Raw genomic sequence first — 18,019 nt, forward strand, 5'->3', positions numbered from 1 at the left:
TTTATCTCAAATGAAATGAAAGGAGTTTTATATGTATATTGTTATGAACCGTTTTAAAATAAAACGAGGTAGTGAAGAGACTTTTATTGACATATGGCGTAATCGTGATAGTCATTTGAAAGAGATGAAAGGATTTAATCGCTTTTACTTTCTACAAGGAAAAACTGAGCAGGATTATACTTTATTTTCTTCATTTGCCGAGTGGGAATCTAAGGCTGATTTTGAAGCTTGGGTAAACTCAGATCACTTCAAACACACTCATCGTAATACGAATAATCGACCGAATAATAGTGATATCTATTTTGAACCGGCACAATTAGAATGTTTTGATGTTTTACTAAAATAATAAATTTGATGAAACAAACAAAAATCTAATATTCCGATTCATCATTAATTCATTAAGGTTATGTGAGCAATAATCTAATAGTGACATAAGGAATTAAATAATAAGTTGTGATTATACTTCGCAAAGTTTATAAAAATGGCTATAATACAATCTAACTATTATAAAAATATTGGTGTGATTAGCGTATATTTATTCTAAAAAATACAAAACCAATGAAAAATTAAGCTAATCCACATTGAATTACTTTTTTCCTGACTATCTTTTCTTTATTACTTATAGTGTTCTTTTTTGGTTCTGATTTAATTCATGTTTATATATTAATGATATTCAGTACTCATTTCATATATTGATCTATATTTTGATGTCCTTAGTTTAATTGTTAATGGTTTCAATTAGTTGTGTTTTTCTACATTACCTATTAATTAGACAATTTTATAAGGGGTTTACGATGAAATCAAAACTTGTGTTACTCATTATTGCGTTACTTATTGTTGCCGGATTCATTTTTTTTAAAAACTACAATAGTATCCAAACCCAAGATGAAAAAGTGGCAGCTTCATGGTCAGAAGTTATTAACCAGTATAAACGTCGAGCAGATTTAGTCCCTAATTTGGTTAATACTGTTAAAGGGTATGCGACACACGAGAAAGAGGTGTTTACACAAGTCACTGACGCCCGAGCCAAAGTTGGTTCAATACAATTAAACGCAGATCAACTTACCGATCCTACTTTATTTTCTAAATTTCAACAAGCTCAATCTGAATTGAGTTCTGCATTAAGTCGTTTGATAGCAGTCAGTGAAAATTATCCAGAGCTTAAAGCTAATACACTATATCAAGATTTAATGAGCCAACTTGAAGGTACTGAGAACCGTATTGCTGTTGCTCGAGGACGCTATATTGAAGCAGTGCAAAATTTCAATATTTATATCCGTCAATTACCCACAAAATGGGTAGCAGATGTTTTAGGTGTAAAACCAAAACAACAGTTTAGTGTTGAAAATGAAAAACAGATTTCTAATGCACCTGCAGTTAATTTTGGGTAGTGAATATAATGAAGAGATACTTTCCAGTTAGCTTATTGTTAATATTCAGTTGGTTTTGTTTTGGGCTGACTGAAATTCCACAATTTACCCGGCGGGTGATTGATACGACAAATACACTGACACCATCACAAATTGATGATTTAGAATCGAGTCTAATTGAATTTGAAAAACCAAGAACTGACGGTGCTCAAATTATCATATTAATGATTGCAAAACTTGAAGATGAAACCATTGAACAATGTGCAACTCGAGTTTTTGCTCAATGGGGAATAGGAAAAAAAGGACAAGATAATGGTATTTTATTATTAATCGCTAAAGACGATAGACGTATGCATATTGAAGTTGGTTATGGGTTAGAGGGAACCATAACCGATTTAATTGCTAGCCATATTATACGTGAACAATTAACACCGGAATTCAAACAAAATAACTATTATCAAGGTATCAAAAATGCTATATCCGTTTTGAAACAAAAAATAGATAACTCAGAACCTCTAGGTAATGAAAATAGCAATGAATCCGATATTGGTACGCTTCTTGCTGGTGAATTTGGTGCTAAATTATTTAATTATGGTTTGGTCTCTTTTTTCATTTGCTTTGTTATCAATAGTATTATTCCGCTAGGATCGTCTAAACGCTCTGCCAGTCGAAATTTGGGTACTGGGCTACTTAATGGATTATCAGTAGGTGGGTTTACCTTATGGAATGGTCATTCTATATCCATTGCTTTTATCTTACTATTCTTGGCGTTTGTCATGAGTACGATTGCGAGTGGATTTTTACGAATAAATGGTAGCAGTGGTTCAGGTGGCGGCGGATTCCGTGGAGGAGGTTTTGGCGGTGGTGGGTTTGGAGGCGGCTCAGGAGGATTTAGCGGTGGCGGAGGTGGTCGTAGTGGTGGTGGTGGCGCTTCTGGTAGCTGGTAGATTGATTAGAAATCGTTTTAATTAGTTTGTTAAAATTGGCTTATAATTATCAAATAAAAATTTCAAATTTGATGTTTTTTATATTATTGAAATAATGGAGTAATAAAAATATCAAGCCAATAATCAACGACTAAAACAAATTATCTTCTACGATCCCATTGACGAAACCTTGATTTAAAGGTAATATGCGCGCCTTACGGCATCGTGTAGTTTTTAGCTACACTGAATAATTTTTTAAGGTAGATGTGCATATTTTATGCAAAATAAATTGCCATTAACGATCGATCCTATTAAAGCTGCACAGAAACGACTTGATTATGTTGGATATTATCCAGCAAAAAGTGCAACAAGGATTGAAAGTCCAAAAAGTGATATCGAGTGCCGCTTATCTTTTGATTATGATGAGCAAAAACTCTGTGTTATCAACATTGATGCGAAGATAACGTTGGAACTGATTTGCCAACGTTGTTTTAAACCTTTTATCACTGAAATTCATGTGATGAATAAATTTAGTCCTGTAAAGAGCGATGCTCAAGCAGAGACACTACCGGAACATTATGAACCTGTTCTGATGAACGAGTTCGGTGAAGTGGATATATTAGCGTTACTTGAGGACGAAATTATTCTCTCGTTACCAATTGCGCCGGTACATGATAGTAAACACTGCGAAGTGTCAGAGGCAGATATGGTATTTGGTGATATTCCAAAAGAGAATGAAAAGCCAAATCCATTTGCAATTTTAGTTAGTTTAAAGAATAAGGGGTAAATCCATGGCTGTTCAACAGAATCGTAAAACTCGTGCAAAACGTGGTATGCGTCGTTCACATGATGCATTAACTGTTGCTAATATCTCAGTTGATGAATCAGGTAAAACACATTTACGTCATCACGTAACCGCTGATGGTTATTATCGTGGTCGTAAAGTGATTTCTAAATAATTACTGCGAATTTAGAAATCCTCAGGTGACATTTTGGATAATCTAACCATCGCGTTAGATGCTATGAGCGGGGACTTCGGTCCTCGTATTGTTGTTCCTGCTGCAATACAAGCATTAAATCGTTATCCAAATCTTTCTATTTTTCTGGTAGGTAATCTAACAGAAATAAGCTCCTTTTTGTCTAAAGAAAACACCAAACTTATTGCACAGTATCAAAATGATGGTCGATTGGTATTGATAGAATCAACCACTGTGATTACGAATGACATGAAACCCTCTTACGCAATTCGTCATAGTCAAGGCTCTTCAATGAGAATCGCATTGGAACTTGTCAAAGATAACTCTGCTCAGGCATGTGTTAGTGCGGGTAATACGGGCGCTTTGATGGGGTTGTCTAAACTATTATTACATTCTCTAACCGGTATTGACCGTCCCGCTCTGGTTGCGACTATACCAGCATTAAATAATCATGATACAGTCGTTTTGGATCTTGGCGCTAACGCTGAATGTGATAGTGATATGTTAGTACAATTTGCGATAATGGGTGAGATTCTTGCCAAAACCGTACTTAAGATCGAAACTCCACGAGTTGCATTACTTAACATTGGTGAAGAGGATATTAAAGGATTAGATAAAATTCGTGCAGCAGCGGCAGTTTTAAAATCGAATGAACAAATTAATTATATCGGTTATTTAGAAGGCAATGATCTTTTAACTGGTAAAACCGATGTATTAGTCTGTGATGGATTTGTGGGTAATGTAACATTAAAAACGGTAGAAGGCTTAATCAAAATTTTTATGTCTTCGCTCAAATTATCCTTAAATCATAATTCATTTTTAATGAAATTACTGAGCAAATGGATACAAAGAAAGATTGCAAAAAATTTTTGTTATTTGGATCCTGGGCGATATAATGGAGCCTGTTTACTTGGACTTCAAAGTATTGTGATTAAAAGTCACGGTAGTGCCAATCAAAAATCTTTTTTTGCAGCAATAGAACAAGCTATTTTGGCTATACAAACAAATATACCAGAGAAGATTGCAACCAGTCTTTCTTCCGCACTACCTAAGAGCGAATAATTAGATGTATACAAAGATATTAGGAACAGGAAGTTATCTTCCAAAACAGATACGAACCAACGCAGATCTTGAAAAAATGGTTGATACTAGTGATGAATGGATTACGACACGCACTGGCATCAAAGAAAGGCGTATTGCCGCTCCAGATGAAACTGTAACAACAATGGCCTATGAAGCTGCAATTAATGCTATTGACATGGCAGGTATCGATAAAAATGATATCGGTTTGATCATTGTTGCAACAGCAACTTCAGTGAATGCTTTTCCAAGTTCTGCAACTGAACTACAAGCTAAACTTGAAATAGGTGATGTGATTGCCTTTGATGTTTCGGCTGCATGTTCAGGATTTGTTTATGCGTTAGATATTGCGGATAAATATGTAAAAAGTGGTGCGATCAAATATGCTTTAGTAGTGGGGTCTGACATGTTAACACGTGGTGTTGATCCGGATGATCGTGGCACTATTATTATTTTTGGTGATGGAGCAGGTGCTGTTGTTGTAGGCGCATCTGAAGAGCCTGGTATTATTGCTTCACATTTACATGCCGATGGACGTTACGGGGATCTATTAAAATATCCTTATGTTGATCGCCGTGATATGAATGATCCTGTTTATATGACGATGCATGGTAATGAAGTGTTTAAAATAGCAGTTAAAGAACTCTCAAATTTAGTTGATGAGCTTTTAACTGAAAATGCTTTTAATAAAGCCGATTTAGATTGGTTGGTGCCTCACCAAGCAAATTTAAGAATTATTTCAGCGACAGCTAAACGATTAGATATGGATATGAGTAAAGTCATTGTAACGTTGGATAAACAAGGAAATACTTCAGCTGCATCGGTACCTTGTGCATTAGATGCAGGTGTCCGAGATGGACGCATTCAACGTGGCCAATTAATTCTATTAGAGGCATTTGGTGGCGGTTTTGTATGGGGCTCTGCGCTCATTAGATTTTAACTAATCAATTATTTTTATGTGATCAAGGATTTTAAAATGACCAAATTTGCAATGGTATTTCCAGGACAAGGTTCACAAGCGGTAGGTATGCTAAAAGATCTTGCTGATAATTATCCAATTGTGAAATCAACTTTTGATGAAGCTTCACAGGTATTAGGCTATGACTTATGGACACTTGTACAAGATGGTCCAGTAGAAGAATTAAATAAAACTTGGCAAACACAACCTGCGTTACTTGCTGCATCTGTAGCAATTTATCGGGTATGGCAGAATGTAAATGGTGCACAACCAGATTTTATGGCAGGCCATAGTTTAGGTGAATATTCAGCATTAGTTTGTGCAGGTGTTATTGATTTTAAAGATGCTATCAAATTAGTCGAACTACGCGGACAACTTATGCAAGAAGCCGTACCAACAGGTACAGGCGCAATGTATGCAATCATTGGACTTGATAATGAATCAATTCGTAAAGCATGTGAACAAGCCGCTCAAGGTCAAATTGTTGCACCTGTTAATTTCAACTCACCGGGTCAAGTTGTTATTGCTGGTAATAAAGAAGCGGTTGAACGTGCTGGTGCTTTATGTAAAGAAGCAGGTGCTAAACGCGCATTACCTCTTGCCGTGAGTGTTCCTTCACATTGTGCATTGATGAAACCGGCAGCAGATAAATTAGCAATAGCATTAGAAAACATTACTTTTAATACGCCAAAATTTGCAGTAATTAATAATGTCGATGTTAAAGTTGAATCATCTGCAGATCAAATTAAAGCAGCGCTTATTGCTCAGCTTTATAGTCCTGTTCGATGGACTGAAACAGTTGAAGAAATGGCAAAACAAGGTATAACCCTTTTAGTTGAAATGGGACCAGGTAAAGTATTAACAGGATTGACTAAACGTATTGTTGATTCATTGTCTGCTAGTGCAGTCAATGATAAAGCTTCATTAGATGTTGCGTTAGAAAATACTAAATAAAAATTTAAAAGAGGTAGTTATGAACCTATCAGGAAAAATTGCTTTAGTTACAGGTGCCAGCCGCGGAATAGGTAAAGCGATTGCAGAAAAATTAGTTGCATGTGGTGCAACAGTTATTGGTACAGCAACAACGGAAAAAGGTGCTGAAGCAATAAGCCAATATTTAGGCTCACACGGTAAAGGTTATGCTTTGAATGTGACAGATGAAGCATCAATTGAATCGGTTATTGGTGCAATTAAAACGGAATTTGGTGATATTGATATTTTGGTTAATAATGCAGGTATTACCCGTGATAATTTATTAATGAGAATGAAAGAAGATGAATGGCAAGATATTTTGAATACCAATTTAACTTCTGTGTTTCGTCTCTCAAAAGCCTTAATGCGAACTATGATGAAAAAGCGTTATGGCAGAATTATTACTATCGGTTCAGTTGTGGGAACGATGGGTAACGCCGGTCAAGCGAATTATGCGGCAGCAAAAGCAGGTTTAATTGGTTTTAGTAAATCATTAGCTCGTGAAGTCGCATCACGAGGAATTACAGTCAATGTTGTTGCGCCAGGCTTTATCGCAACAGATATGACAGAAGCACTTACTGATGATCAGAAAGCGTTAACATTAGCACAAGTCCCTACAGGGCGTTTAGGTGAACCCGCTGAAATTGCAAGTGCTGTGGCATTTTTGGCATCTGATGAAGCTTCTTACATCACGGGTGAAACTTTGCATGTCAATGGTGGCATGTATATGGTGTAATTGATTGGAATAGTGTAAAATAAGTTAATATTTTGACGATTCGAACAAAAATTAAGCAATTGGGTTGAAAAATGATTTGCATCTTTTTCAACATTTTATAAACTTACATTCACCGCCACTTTCGGCGATTTTTATAGGAAAAAAAAGAGTATGAGCACTATTGAAGAGCGAGTTAAAAGTATTATTGTTGAGCAACTTGGTGTGAAAGAAGACGAAGTAAAAAATGAATCTTCTTTTGTAGAAGATCTTGGCGCTGACTCTCTTGATACTGTTGAACTAGTTATGGCTTTAGAAGAAGAATTCGATACAGAAATTCCTGACGAAGAAGCTGAAAAAATCACAACTGTTCAATCAGCAATTGATTATATTACTGCAAATCAATAATTTTAGCTGAGTTTTCATAATAGGCGGTCAACTGATCGCCTAGTTTATATTTATGTCTTTAACTTGTTGAAGTATATCAACTTGATGTTTATTATTAGAAAACTCAAAGTAAAAATTTCATTGATTCAAATTTCATCTCAATCCTTTTCTGGAGGACAATGTGTCTAAACGCAGAGTTGTTGTTACTGGAATGGGCATGATATCTCCAGTTGGTAATACAGTTGAATCCACATGGCAAGCTTTATTAGCAGGTCAAAGTGGTGTTGAACTCATCGAACATTTTGATACAGCCCCTTTTGCAACGCGCTTCGCAGCGATGGTTAAAAACTTTAATGGCGAAGATTATAATATTTCACGTAAAGATGCACGTAAAATGGATTATTTTATCCAATATGGCATAGCCGCTGGTATTCAAGCAATGCAAGATGCTGGCATCGAAATTACGGAAGAAAATTCAGAACGTATTGGCTGCGCTATTGGTTCAGGTATTGGTGGACTTGGATTAATTGAGGAAAATCACAGTGCGCTAATTAATGGCGGACCACGTAAAATTAGCCCATTTTTTGTTCCATCAACCATCGTTAATATGATTGCTGGTCATTTATCTATTATTTATGGATTAAAAGGACCGAGTATTACTATAGCTACCGCTTGTTCTTCTGGCGTTCATAATATCGGACATGCAGCAAGAATGATTGCTTATGGTGATGCAGACGGCATGCTTGCCGGTGGTGGCGAAAAAGCGAGTACACCGCTTGGTATTGGTGGTTTTGGTGCAGCACGTGCATTATCAACCAATAATGACAATCCTAAAGCGGCGAGTCGACCTTGGGATAAAGACCGTGATGGTTTTGTACTTGGCGACGGTGCAGGAATCATGTTTTTAGAAGAGTATGAGCATGCTAAAAAACGTGGTGCTAAAATTTATGCTGAAGTTGTCGGTTTTGGAATGAGCGGCGATGCTTACCATATGACTTCACCTCCAGAAGATGGTAGTGGTGCAGCTTTAGCGATGAAATGTGCAATTCGTGATGCAGGTATTACACCTAATCAAGTTGGTTATATCAATGCGCATGGGACATCGACTCCTGCAGGTGATAAAGCTGAAACTCAAGCAGTAAAAAGTATTTTTAAAGAAAATTCAAGCAAAGTTATGGTCAGTTCAACAAAATCAATGATTGGTCATTTACTCGGTGCAGCTGGTGCTGTTGAATCAATCTTTACTGTACTTGCATTACGTGATCAAGCTGTACCGCCAACAATTAATTTAGATAATCCTGATGAAGGATGTGATCTCGATTATGTTCCTCATACAGCTCGTCAAGTTAAGAATTTAGAGTATGCACTGTGTAACTCGTTTGGTTTCGGTGGAACGAATGGTTCAGTGTTATTCAAAAAAATCTAATTTCTTATTCTAAATTATTCGTCGGTAATTTTTATTATCGACGAAAGCCTTCCTGAAAATTATTTTAGATGTGTTAAATCTTATCGACAAAGAGAATAAGAATATTTATATAGCTTGTGTTATAATCTTATATAAATTTTAAAGCATTATCATTACTGGAAATTATGGCAGAACCACAATTTATTCATCTCCATTTGCATAGCGATTTTTCTATGGTTGACGGAATTGCGAAAGTAGGCACATTAGTAAATGAGGTGAGCAAGTTACAGATGCCAGCCTTTGCGATTACCGATTTTACTAATTTATGTGGTCTTGTAAAATTTTATGGCACAGCAATGTCAAAAGGCATCAAACCTATTATTGGTGCTGATCTTGCTATAAAAAATCCACAAATGCCAGATGATATTTTTCGGTTAACTTTACTTGCAGCCAATAATGATGGATATAAAAATCTTACCTTACTGATTTCCAAAGCTTATGAAAGAGGTTACATCGGTGATATTCCGGTTGTTGATCAAGAATGGTTAACAGAGTATCGATCTGGATTAATTGTTTTAGCGGGTCGTGAAAGTGATATTGGTATCGGAATCATTCGCAATAATCAATCAATTATTGATAATGCTATTCAATTTTATTGTGAAAACTTTCCAGATCATTTTTACTTTGAATTAGTACGTACCAAACGTGTTAATGAAGAACTATTTATTCATAGTGCGGTTAAACTTGCAGAACAATATGCATTACCTGTTGTGGCAACTAATGATGTAAGATTTTTGGTTCCTTCTGATTTTGAAGCTCACGAAATTCGGGTTGCTATTCACGATGGTAATACCCTTGAAGATCCTAATAGACCCAAACACTACTCAGCTGAACAATATTTACGTTCAGAACAAGAAATGTGCGAACTGTTTTCTGACATTCCAGAAGCATTAGAAAATAGTGTTGAAATAGCCAAACGTTGTAATGTGTCGATTCGATTAGGGGAGTATTTTTTACCTAAGTTCCCAACAGGGAATATGTCTACAGAAGATTTTTTAGTTCACAAATCACGTGAAGGTTTGGAAGAAAGATTAGAACTTTTATTTCCTGATCCTAACGTTAGACAACAAAAACGACCAGAATATGATGAACGTTTAGAAACCGAATTAAACGTAATCAACCAAATGGGGTTTCCTGGCTATTTCCTGATCGTTATGGAATTTATTCAATGGTCTAAAGATAATGATATTCCTGTCGGTCCGGGTCGTGGTTCAGGGGCTGGTTCTCTTGTTGCTTATGCACTGAAAATTACGGATTTGGATCCGTTAGCCTTTGACTTACTTTTTGAACGTTTTTTAAATCCTGAACGGGTATCAATGCCAGATTTTGATGTTGATTTCTGTATGGAAAAACGTGATTTAGTGATTGATCATGTTGCTGACATGTACGGTCGAGATGCAGTTTCACAAATTATTACATTTGGTACAATGGCTGCTAAAGCCGTTATACGCGATGTGGGACGAGTGCTGGGACACCCTTATGGATTTGTTGATCGTATCGCAAAGCTCATACCTCTTGACCCCGGAATGACCCTTGCAAAAGCGTTTGAACTCGAGCCTCAATTGCAAGAAATTTATGACAATAATGAAGATGTAAAATCATTAATTGATATTGCCAGACAATTAGAAGGAGTGACTCGAAACGCCGGTAAACACGCCGGAGGGGTCGTGATTTCACCAACTAAAATTACAGATTTTTCGCCTATCTATTGTGATTCTGAAGGTCATCATCCCGTTACACAATTTGATAAAAATGATGTTGAATATGCAGGACTGGTCAAATTCGACTTTTTAGGATTACGTACGTTAACCATTATTGATTGGGCAATCAAAATGATTAATGAGCGTCAGGCAAGAGAAGGTCTAGAAGCGGTTGATATTACACGCATTCCTCTTGATGATCAGAAATCGTTTGATTTACTGTTAAATGCAGAAACGACTGCTGTTTTCCAGCTTGAATCGCGTGGTATGAAAGATCTCATAAGACGTTTAAAGCCCGACTGCTTTGAAGATATGATTGCATTAGTCGCATTATTCCGACCAGGGCCTCTACAATCAGGAATGGTGGATAATTTTATCGATCGTAAACATGGTCGTGAAGAGGTGTCTTATCCCGATATTAATCATCAGCACGAATCCTTGAAGCCTATATTAGAACCAACTTATGGCATTATTCTCTATCAAGAACAGGTCATGCAAATAGCACAAACGTTATCTGGTTATACCTTAGGTGGTGCGGATTTATTACGTCGAGCTATGGGTAAGAAAAAGCCAGAAGAAATGGCTAAGCAACGTTCTGTATTTAAAGAAGGCGCTGAAAAGCAGGGCGTAGATGGAGAACTGGCTATGAGGATTTTTGATTTAGTTGAAAAATTCGCAGGTTATGGTTTTAACAAATCGCATTCGGCTGCTTATGCACTTGTTTCTTATCAAACTCTCTGGCTAAAAACACACTATCCTGCAGAGTTTATGGCGGCAGTTATGACGGCTGATATGGACAATACCGATAAAATCGTGGGTCTGGTCGATGAATGCCTACGCATGGGACTCAAAATTAATCCGCCGGATATTAACAGTGGGTTGTATCATTTTCATGTGAATGAAAAAGGTGAAATTGTTTACGGTATTGGTGCAATAAAAGGTGTGGGCGAAGGTCCGATTGAGGCGATAGTTGAAGCGCGCAATAGTGGTGGATATTTCAAAAATATTTTTGAATTATGTGCACGAACAGATATGAAAAAAATTAACCGTCGTGTTTTAGAAAAACTCACCATGGCTGGCGCTTTTGATAAATTAGGTCCACATCGAGCAGCGATTTTAAATAGTATTAACGACGCTATGCAAGCGGCGGATCAATATGCTAAAGCACAAGATATTGGTCAAGAAGATATGTTTGGTGTATTAGCTGAAGAACCAGAACAAGTTGAACATGCTTATGCAGCTGTTCCAGAACTGCCAGAACAAGTTTTGCTTGATGGTGAACGTGATACTTTAGGGCTTTATTTAACGGGGCATCCGGTTACACAATACCTGAAGGAGTTAAATCGTTATGCTGGAGGTTTACGGATAAGTGAAGCTTCTCCAACGGGTTGGGGAAAAATGGCCACTTTTGCTGGTATTGTTGTTGATGCTAGAGTTCGCATTACTAAAAAAGGGAACAAAATCGGTTTATTTACGTTGGATGATCGCTCAGGTCGTATTGACGGTATGCTTTTTACTGATGCACTGGAAAAATTTGAGCATTTATTGGTTAAAGATAAAATTTTGATCGTCACAGGTCAAGTCAGTCATGATGATTTTAATGGTGGATTCAAAATGACGGTACGTGATATGGTTGACTTGAAGGATGCCCGAGCGAAGTATGTTAAAGGTTTGGCGGTGACATTAACTGACAGTGAAGCTGATAGAGCAATGTTGCAGCGTCTACAACAACTATTTGAACCCTATCGACATGGTAGTGTACCTGTAAATCTTTACTATCATAGGGATGACTCGATCGTTAGAATACAATTCGGTACAACTTGGCGAGTTATTCCTGAGGATGCTTTGATTGTAGAGCTTAAAACCTTGCTAGGTAATGATCGTATTGAATTTGAATTTTAGTAAATTAATATAAAATTATTCCTATTAAGTAAAATAAAGGAATATAGCAAATCTACATTTAAGGATAAAAATAAGTTGTTCTTTTTTATATCCCAGTCGATAACTGATAAATGTAGATGACTTTAATTAGTATTACATAGTAAAATTGACTTAATTTTATTTTAAGAATTAGTCTTTATACTATATTAAATAATGTATTTATTACAAATACAAAATAAATTAAGAGGCAATCATAAGCGTTATGAACAATTTTTTGGAATTTGAAAAGCCGATAGCGGAATTAGAAGCAAAAATTAATTCCTTAAAGAATATTGATTCACAACAAGTTGAATTAGATATCAATTTAGACAAAGAGATTAAACAGCTAAATAAAAAAAGTCGAGAGTTAACAAAAAAAATATTTGCAAATTTATCTCCATGGGAAATCGCACAATTAGCCAGACATCCAAATAGACCCTATACACTAGATTATATCAAAGAAATTTTTACTGATTTTGATGAGTTAGCAGGTGATCGTGCTTATGCTGATGATAAAGCAATCGTCGGTGGTATTGCTCGTATTGATGATCGACCAGTTATGGTAATTGGTCATCAAAAAGGTCGTGAAACAAAACAGAAAATATATCGTAACTTTGGTATGCCTGCACCTGAAGGTTATCGAAAAGCATTACGTTTAATGCAATTAGCTGAACGTTTTAAATTACCTATTATTACTTTTATTGATACGCCGGGAGCATATCCTGGTATTGGTGCCGAAGAGCGAGGACAAGCTGAAGCAATAGCTAGAAATTTACGCGAAATGTCTCGTCTTAACGTTCCAACTATTTGTACTGTTATTGGTGAAGGCGGTTCTGGTGGAGCACTCGCGATTGGTGTTGCTGATAAAGTGAACATGTTGCAGTACAGTACTTATTCGGTTATTTCTCCTGAAGGGTGTGCATCTATTTTGTGGAAAAGTGCTGATAAAGCTCCTGTTGCTGCTGAAGCAATGAATATGACAGCTGATAAATTACTTAAATTAGATCTAATTGATTCAATAATTCCTGAACCACTAGGTGGTGCTCATCGTGATTATTTTGCGGTATCCGATTCTTTGAAAAAACAGTTAATTAATGATCTTAATGAACTTGAAGAAATGGATTTATCCGTACTGCTTGAAAGAAGATTTCAACGCCTTATGAACTATGGTTATGCAAGATAGCCTTATTGGAATACTATTATTATGGAAAAAAAGACGGGTTTAAAACGTATAATTAATGCAACAAAGTACTCTTTTAAAGGGTTTAAATCAGCGATCAAATATGAAACCGCATTTCGTCAAGAATTATTGTTGTTGATTGTGGCTTATATTGTGGTCATGCTAATTGATTTCACGATATATGAACGTATTTTATTATTAGGTTCTATTGGTGTTGTGATGATTGTTGAGCTTATCAACAGTGCCATTGAATGTGTGGTAGATAGAATCGGTAGTGAAAGACACGAATTATCGGGTCGTGCTAAGGATTATGGATCTGCAGCCGTGTTTTTATCGTTATTATTAACGGTAATTTTATGGATTTACTTATTTTCCTGCCACTTTTTTCCCTAAATTCTTTCTAACTCATTGACAATTTGAATGATAATAGTGCGAGTGAAATACTCGCATTTCATTCTTTTTTATTCCGATACTAGCTCTTTAATGGTGAAGTTGCCTGTTTTTTCTGTATCCAGCTTCTCTTTTAACCATGGCATGATCGATTGCATTTGCTCATGTAGCTTCCAAGGCGGATTAATTACAATCATACCGGATGCTGTCATTCCTTTCTGATTATTGTCAGGTTTTAGAGCAAGCTCAAACTGTGAAATTCGCTTAATTCCTAAATTTACAATTCCATCAATCATCCTTTGGGTCTGTGTTCGTGATACGACAGGATACCAGATAAGATAAACACCAGTCGCAAAACGTTTATACGCTTCATTTATCGCCGTTGGAATTTTTTGATAATCATCTTTGATCTCATATGAAGGATCAATTAATATCAGTCCTCGGCGTGATTCGGGAGGTAATTTTGATTTTAATTGTGCAAAGCCATCTTCACGTAATACTCTTGCGCGTTTATCCTTATTAAATTCCTGCCTTAACAAAGGATAGTCTGTTGGATGTAATTCGGTAAGATTAAGTTTATCTTGTTCCCGAAGTAGCTGTTTAGCAATGAGCGGTGAACCAGGATAATACTTTAAAGTATCAAATGGATTGTAGCGCTGAAGAATTGATAGATAAGTATCAAGTTGTTTTGGAAGATCCGGTTGTTGCCATAATAAATTAATCCCAGATAAATATTCTCCCGTTTTCTCAGCATGTTCACTTTTTAATAAATATCGCCCCGCACCACTGTGAGTATCCAGATATAAAAAAGGTTTTTCTTTTTCCTTTAACGATTCAATACATAGTGTTAATACAATATGTTTTAAAACATCTGCATGATTACCTGCATGGTAGCTATGACGATAACTTAACATTAAAAATTTAGCCTCATTTGTTTATTATTTTGCATGTGAAATAGATAAAGCTTAATAAAGTAGGCAAGTCATTTTCATTAATTTTCAATTAAAGTTGAATACTGATGTTATCATCAGAAATTGATAGCCATATAAACTATATTTTGCGATATCGGTGTAACCTAAATATAAGGAGAATGAGTATTATAAGTCAGAAAGGGATTTTTTCAACTTTGTAGCCTTAAAGTGTATATGGCAAGAGATTATAGGTAACGTATTCTCGTCATCTCACATTTAGGACAACATTTTTTGTTTAAGTTGTGTACCACATTTGCGACATAAATAATTTATATTATTGTGCTGAACTTTATTGTGTCTAATCTTTGTTAATTGATGCTCCTGACACTCACAATAGTATAAATAAAAGTCTCGTTTAACATCGAAATTATGAGTTGTTTTAGGCATTTTACCTAGGATATTTGACATAACATATTGCCATTCTTTGCCATGAGGCTTTACGTTGCCAAATTTTTTAAAAACAATTAGGTGCGCTAACTCATGGGGCACAACTTCTTCAATAAATACTTGTCCATTGTCGGCAAGCATTATTGAATTCAATTGGATTTCCCAACGCATTAGAAAAGCACTTCCTGCCACACTTCCTTTAGGTTTATAAATTATTTTAGGTTCGGTAAATTGCATATTTAGCAATTGATTAGCTTGCGCTAAGTTTTTTCTTAGGCAAGCTATAACTTGGTTGTGCAAATTTATGGGGATACGTTTAAAGTCCTGCTGCATCTCGTAATTGAGCCGCTTTATCTGTTTGTTCCCAAGGAAAAATATCTCGTCCAAAGTGACCATAACTTGCTGTTTTTTGATAAATTGGTTGAATTAAATTTAGCATTTTAATCAGTCCATAAGGTCTTAAATCAAAAAATTCCTTAATTAATGCAACAATTTTATCATGCGCAATTTTTTCCGTGCCAAATGTATTAACATAAATTGAAGTCGGATTAGCAATACCAATTGCATAAGATAGTTGTAATTCACATCTATCAGCTAATCCAGCAGCAACAATATTTTTTGCAACATAACGAGCAGCATAAGCAGCCGAACGGTCAACTTTTGATGGATCTTTACCAGAAAAAGCCCCACCACCATGACGAGCTGCTCCACCATAAGTATCCACAATTATTTTACGTCCGGTTAACCCACAATCCCCCATAGGTCCGCCAATAACAAAACGCCCAGTTGGATTGATGAAATATTTAGTTCGGGAAGTTAACCACTCAGCTGGTAAGGTTGGTTTGATGATCTCCTCCATTACCGCTTCATGTAATGCATTTTGTTCAATATCTTCTGCATGTTGAGTGGATAAAACAATCGTATCAACACCTTTAATTATGCCATTTTCATAAATTAATGTTACTTGGCTTTTGGCATCAGGTCTTAACCATGGAAGTATTCCTTTTTTTCTAACTTCAGCTTGGCGATGCATAAGCTCATGAGCATAACTGATTGCTGCTGGCATAAAGTTTGGCATTTCATTGGTTGCGTAGCCAAACATTATCCCCTGATCACCTGCTCCTTGCTGTAAAGGATCTTCACGATCTACACCTTGGTTAATATCGGGTGATTGTTTTCCAATTGCATTTAAAACAGCACAAGAATTAGCATCAAATCCCATTTCTGAACTGGTATATCCAATATCACTAATTGTTTTTCGGGTTAACTCTTCTATATCTACCCATGCTGAGGTTGTAATCTCGCCACCAACAAGTGCCATACCTGTTTTTACATAGGTTTCACATGCAACACGAGCTTTAGGATCTTGCTTTAAAATAGCATCAAGTACCGCATCTGAGATTTGATCGGCAATTTTATCTGGATGACCTTCTGAAACTGATTCAGAAGTGAATAGAAATTCTGACATTCAATACCTTCTTAAATTTATTCGTACGAATAACATATAAATTCAAAATAGCGCTCATTTTAGCAGTTTTACCATCTAGACGTCTAGTTAAAAAATTTTTCTAATAGTGTCTTTTCATCAATGGCAGGTAATAAAATAACTTGCATTAATTTTTAATCAATTTACGATAGTTTGCGTTTTTACCTATCAATTAGCTAAACATCTACAGAAATATGAAAATAAAAAATACAACTCCTACAGTGCTAGTCTTTGATTCCGGTATTGGTGGATTATCGGTATATGACGCCATTTACAAGAAGATGCCTAATCTACATTACATTTATGCATTTGATAATGAAATGTTTCCTTACGGCGATAAGTCATCCGAATTTCTTATTGATAGGGTCACGTCAATTATTGGACATATTTCGAAACATTATTTTATTGACATAGCTGTTATTGCATGTAATACAGCAAGTACTATCTGTTTACCGAGTTTAAGATCCCAATTTTCTTTTCCTATTGTAGGTGTTGTTCCTGCTATTAAACCAGCTTGCCAAATTACCCAAAACAAATGTATCGGACTGCTGGCAACAAAGGCAACCATTGAACGCGCTTATACAACAAATCTCATTCAAGAATTTGCAACGGACTGTACAGTTAAACTACTTGGCTTATCTGAGCTTGCATTTATTGCAGAAAATAAATTGCAAGGTGTTACTGTCGATATAAATCAATTACAAACTTTACTTGCGCCGTGGCTTTCTGAACCTGTTATACCAGATACTATTGTATTAGGTTGTACTCACTATCCATTTATCAAAGAAGAGTTACAAATAATTTTTCCTAATGCGACATTTATTGATTCAGGAAATGCTATTGCTACTCGTGTCTATAATTTACTTAACGAACAATTTGATTTAAATGCAGAAAACAAGAGTGCTAAGGAAAATATTGTAATGAGTACCAACTATAACCAATATGTTGAAAAATTAACTGACAAATTAACTAAATATAAACTTAATAAATATCAATACATTAATATTTAGCGTGTTTAAACCTTACTCGAATAGAGCAAAGATCTGCTTTTTTTGCTTGTAAAAAAAAATGAAGTGCCTATAATGCGCATCCACTGACACGGCGTCAGCGAAAGCAGGCGGAACAAGAGGTTAGTGAG

18 protein-coding genes are annotated in these 18,019 nt (G+C 35.9%); 15 read left to right on the forward strand and 3 right to left on the reverse strand.

All coding sequences use genetic code 11. The features are described from left to right. The first annotated feature begins 31 nt into the window (after positions 1-31). The 14 genes from J3U35_RS08675 (at position 32) to J3U35_RS08740 (ending at position 14,040) form a co-directional block, all read left to right on the forward strand. Positions 32-346: an antibiotic biosynthesis monooxygenase family protein gene (locus J3U35_RS08675; RefSeq protein WP_065559744.1), complete on the forward strand. Its 315-nt coding sequence runs from the start codon at positions 32-34 to the stop codon at positions 344-346. Between the two features lie 448 nt (positions 347-794). Continuing rightward, a complete protein-coding gene (locus tag J3U35_RS08680; protein WP_267352149.1) occupies positions 795-1,391 on the forward strand; it encodes a LemA family protein in 597 nt (198 codons plus the stop codon). An 8-nt stretch (positions 1,392-1,399) separates the two neighbouring features. Continuing rightward, positions 1,400-2,317, forward strand: a complete 918-nt coding sequence (locus tag J3U35_RS08685) for a TPM domain-containing protein (protein WP_220215978.1) — start codon at positions 1,400-1,402, stop codon at positions 2,315-2,317. A gap of 256 nt (positions 2,318-2,573) precedes the next feature. Further along, positions 2,574-3,083, forward strand: a complete 510-nt coding sequence (yceD, locus tag J3U35_RS08690) for a 23S rRNA accumulation protein YceD (RefSeq protein ID WP_267352151.1) — start codon at positions 2,574-2,576, stop codon at positions 3,081-3,083. Positions 3,084-3,087: 4 nt separating this feature from the next. Beyond that, positions 3,088-3,255 (forward strand): 50S ribosomal protein L32, encoded by a 168-nt coding sequence (gene rpmF / locus J3U35_RS08695; RefSeq protein WP_025316508.1) that lies wholly within the window; start codon positions 3,088-3,090, stop codon positions 3,253-3,255. A gap of 33 nt (positions 3,256-3,288) precedes the next feature. After that, entirely contained in the window at positions 3,289-4,335 is a 1,047-nt protein-coding gene (plsX, locus tag J3U35_RS08700) for a phosphate acyltransferase PlsX (RefSeq protein WP_267352152.1), read from the forward strand. A 4-nt stretch (positions 4,336-4,339) separates the two neighbouring features. Beyond that, complete coding sequence (locus J3U35_RS08705) at positions 4,340-5,293, forward strand: beta-ketoacyl-ACP synthase III (RefSeq protein ID WP_267352153.1); 954 nt, start codon at positions 4,340-4,342, stop codon at positions 5,291-5,293. Positions 5,294-5,329: 36 nt separating this feature from the next. Continuing rightward, positions 5,330-6,265 carry an ACP S-malonyltransferase gene (gene fabD, locus J3U35_RS08710; protein WP_267360805.1) on the forward strand — a complete coding sequence of 312 codons (936 nt, stop codon included), beginning with the start codon at positions 5,330-5,332 and terminating at the stop codon, positions 6,263-6,265. Positions 6,266-6,284: 19 nt separating this feature from the next. Further along, on the forward strand, positions 6,285-7,019 hold the full coding sequence (gene fabG / locus J3U35_RS08715; RefSeq protein WP_267352155.1) for a 3-oxoacyl-ACP reductase FabG: 735 nt from the start codon (positions 6,285-6,287) through the stop codon (positions 7,017-7,019). Between the two features lie 150 nt (positions 7,020-7,169). Further along, positions 7,170-7,403 carry an acyl carrier protein gene (gene acpP, locus J3U35_RS08720; RefSeq protein WP_065559736.1) on the forward strand — a complete coding sequence of 78 codons (234 nt, stop codon included), beginning with the start codon at positions 7,170-7,172 and terminating at the stop codon, positions 7,401-7,403. 160 nt (positions 7,404-7,563) lie between these two features. Next, positions 7,564-8,808 carry a beta-ketoacyl-ACP synthase II gene (gene fabF / locus J3U35_RS08725; RefSeq protein ID WP_267352156.1) on the forward strand — a complete coding sequence of 415 codons (1,245 nt, stop codon included), beginning with the start codon at positions 7,564-7,566 and terminating at the stop codon, positions 8,806-8,808. A 164-nt stretch (positions 8,809-8,972) separates the two neighbouring features. Next, positions 8,973-12,449 (forward strand): DNA polymerase III subunit alpha, encoded by a 3,477-nt coding sequence (gene dnaE / locus J3U35_RS08730; protein WP_267360807.1) that lies wholly within the window; start codon positions 8,973-8,975, stop codon positions 12,447-12,449. A gap of 241 nt (positions 12,450-12,690) precedes the next feature. Further along, entirely contained in the window at positions 12,691-13,650 is a 960-nt protein-coding gene (gene accA / locus J3U35_RS08735) for an acetyl-CoA carboxylase carboxyl transferase subunit alpha (RefSeq protein ID WP_267352158.1), read from the forward strand. Positions 13,651-13,671: 21 nt separating this feature from the next. Next, positions 13,672-14,040: a diacylglycerol kinase gene (locus J3U35_RS08740; protein ID WP_065559732.1), complete on the forward strand. Its 369-nt coding sequence runs from the start codon at positions 13,672-13,674 to the stop codon at positions 14,038-14,040. A gap of 68 nt (positions 14,041-14,108) precedes the next feature. Here the strand turns inward: J3U35_RS08740 and J3U35_RS08745 are convergent, their stop codons facing one another. From J3U35_RS08745 to metK, 3 genes are all read right to left on the reverse strand, one after another. Then, entirely contained in the window at positions 14,109-14,951 is an 843-nt protein-coding gene (locus J3U35_RS08745) for a 23S rRNA (adenine(2030)-N(6))-methyltransferase RlmJ (protein WP_267352159.1), read from the reverse strand. Positions 14,952-15,224: 273 nt separating this feature from the next. Then, positions 15,225-15,728, reverse strand: coding sequence for a SprT family zinc-dependent metalloprotease (locus J3U35_RS08750; RefSeq protein WP_267360809.1), 504 nt, complete (start codon positions 15,726-15,728; stop codon positions 15,225-15,227). Continuing rightward, on the reverse strand, positions 15,712-16,863 hold the full coding sequence (metK, locus tag J3U35_RS08755; protein WP_267352161.1) for a methionine adenosyltransferase: 1,152 nt from the start codon (positions 16,861-16,863) through the stop codon (positions 15,712-15,714). Before metK ends, J3U35_RS08750 begins: the two co-directional genes overlap by 17 nt. Before the next feature lie 212 nt (positions 16,864-17,075). On the opposite strand from metK, the gene murI reads away from it, so the two are divergent. Beyond that, entirely contained in the window at positions 17,076-17,891 is an 816-nt protein-coding gene (murI, locus tag J3U35_RS08760) for a glutamate racemase (RefSeq protein WP_267360811.1), read from the forward strand. The last annotated feature ends 128 nt before the right edge of the window (positions 17,892-18,019 follow it).

This window comes from Gilliamella sp. B2717 (assembly GCF_026536675.1).
GTDB lineage: Bacteria > Pseudomonadota > Gammaproteobacteria > Enterobacterales > Orbaceae > Gilliamella > Gilliamella apicola_I.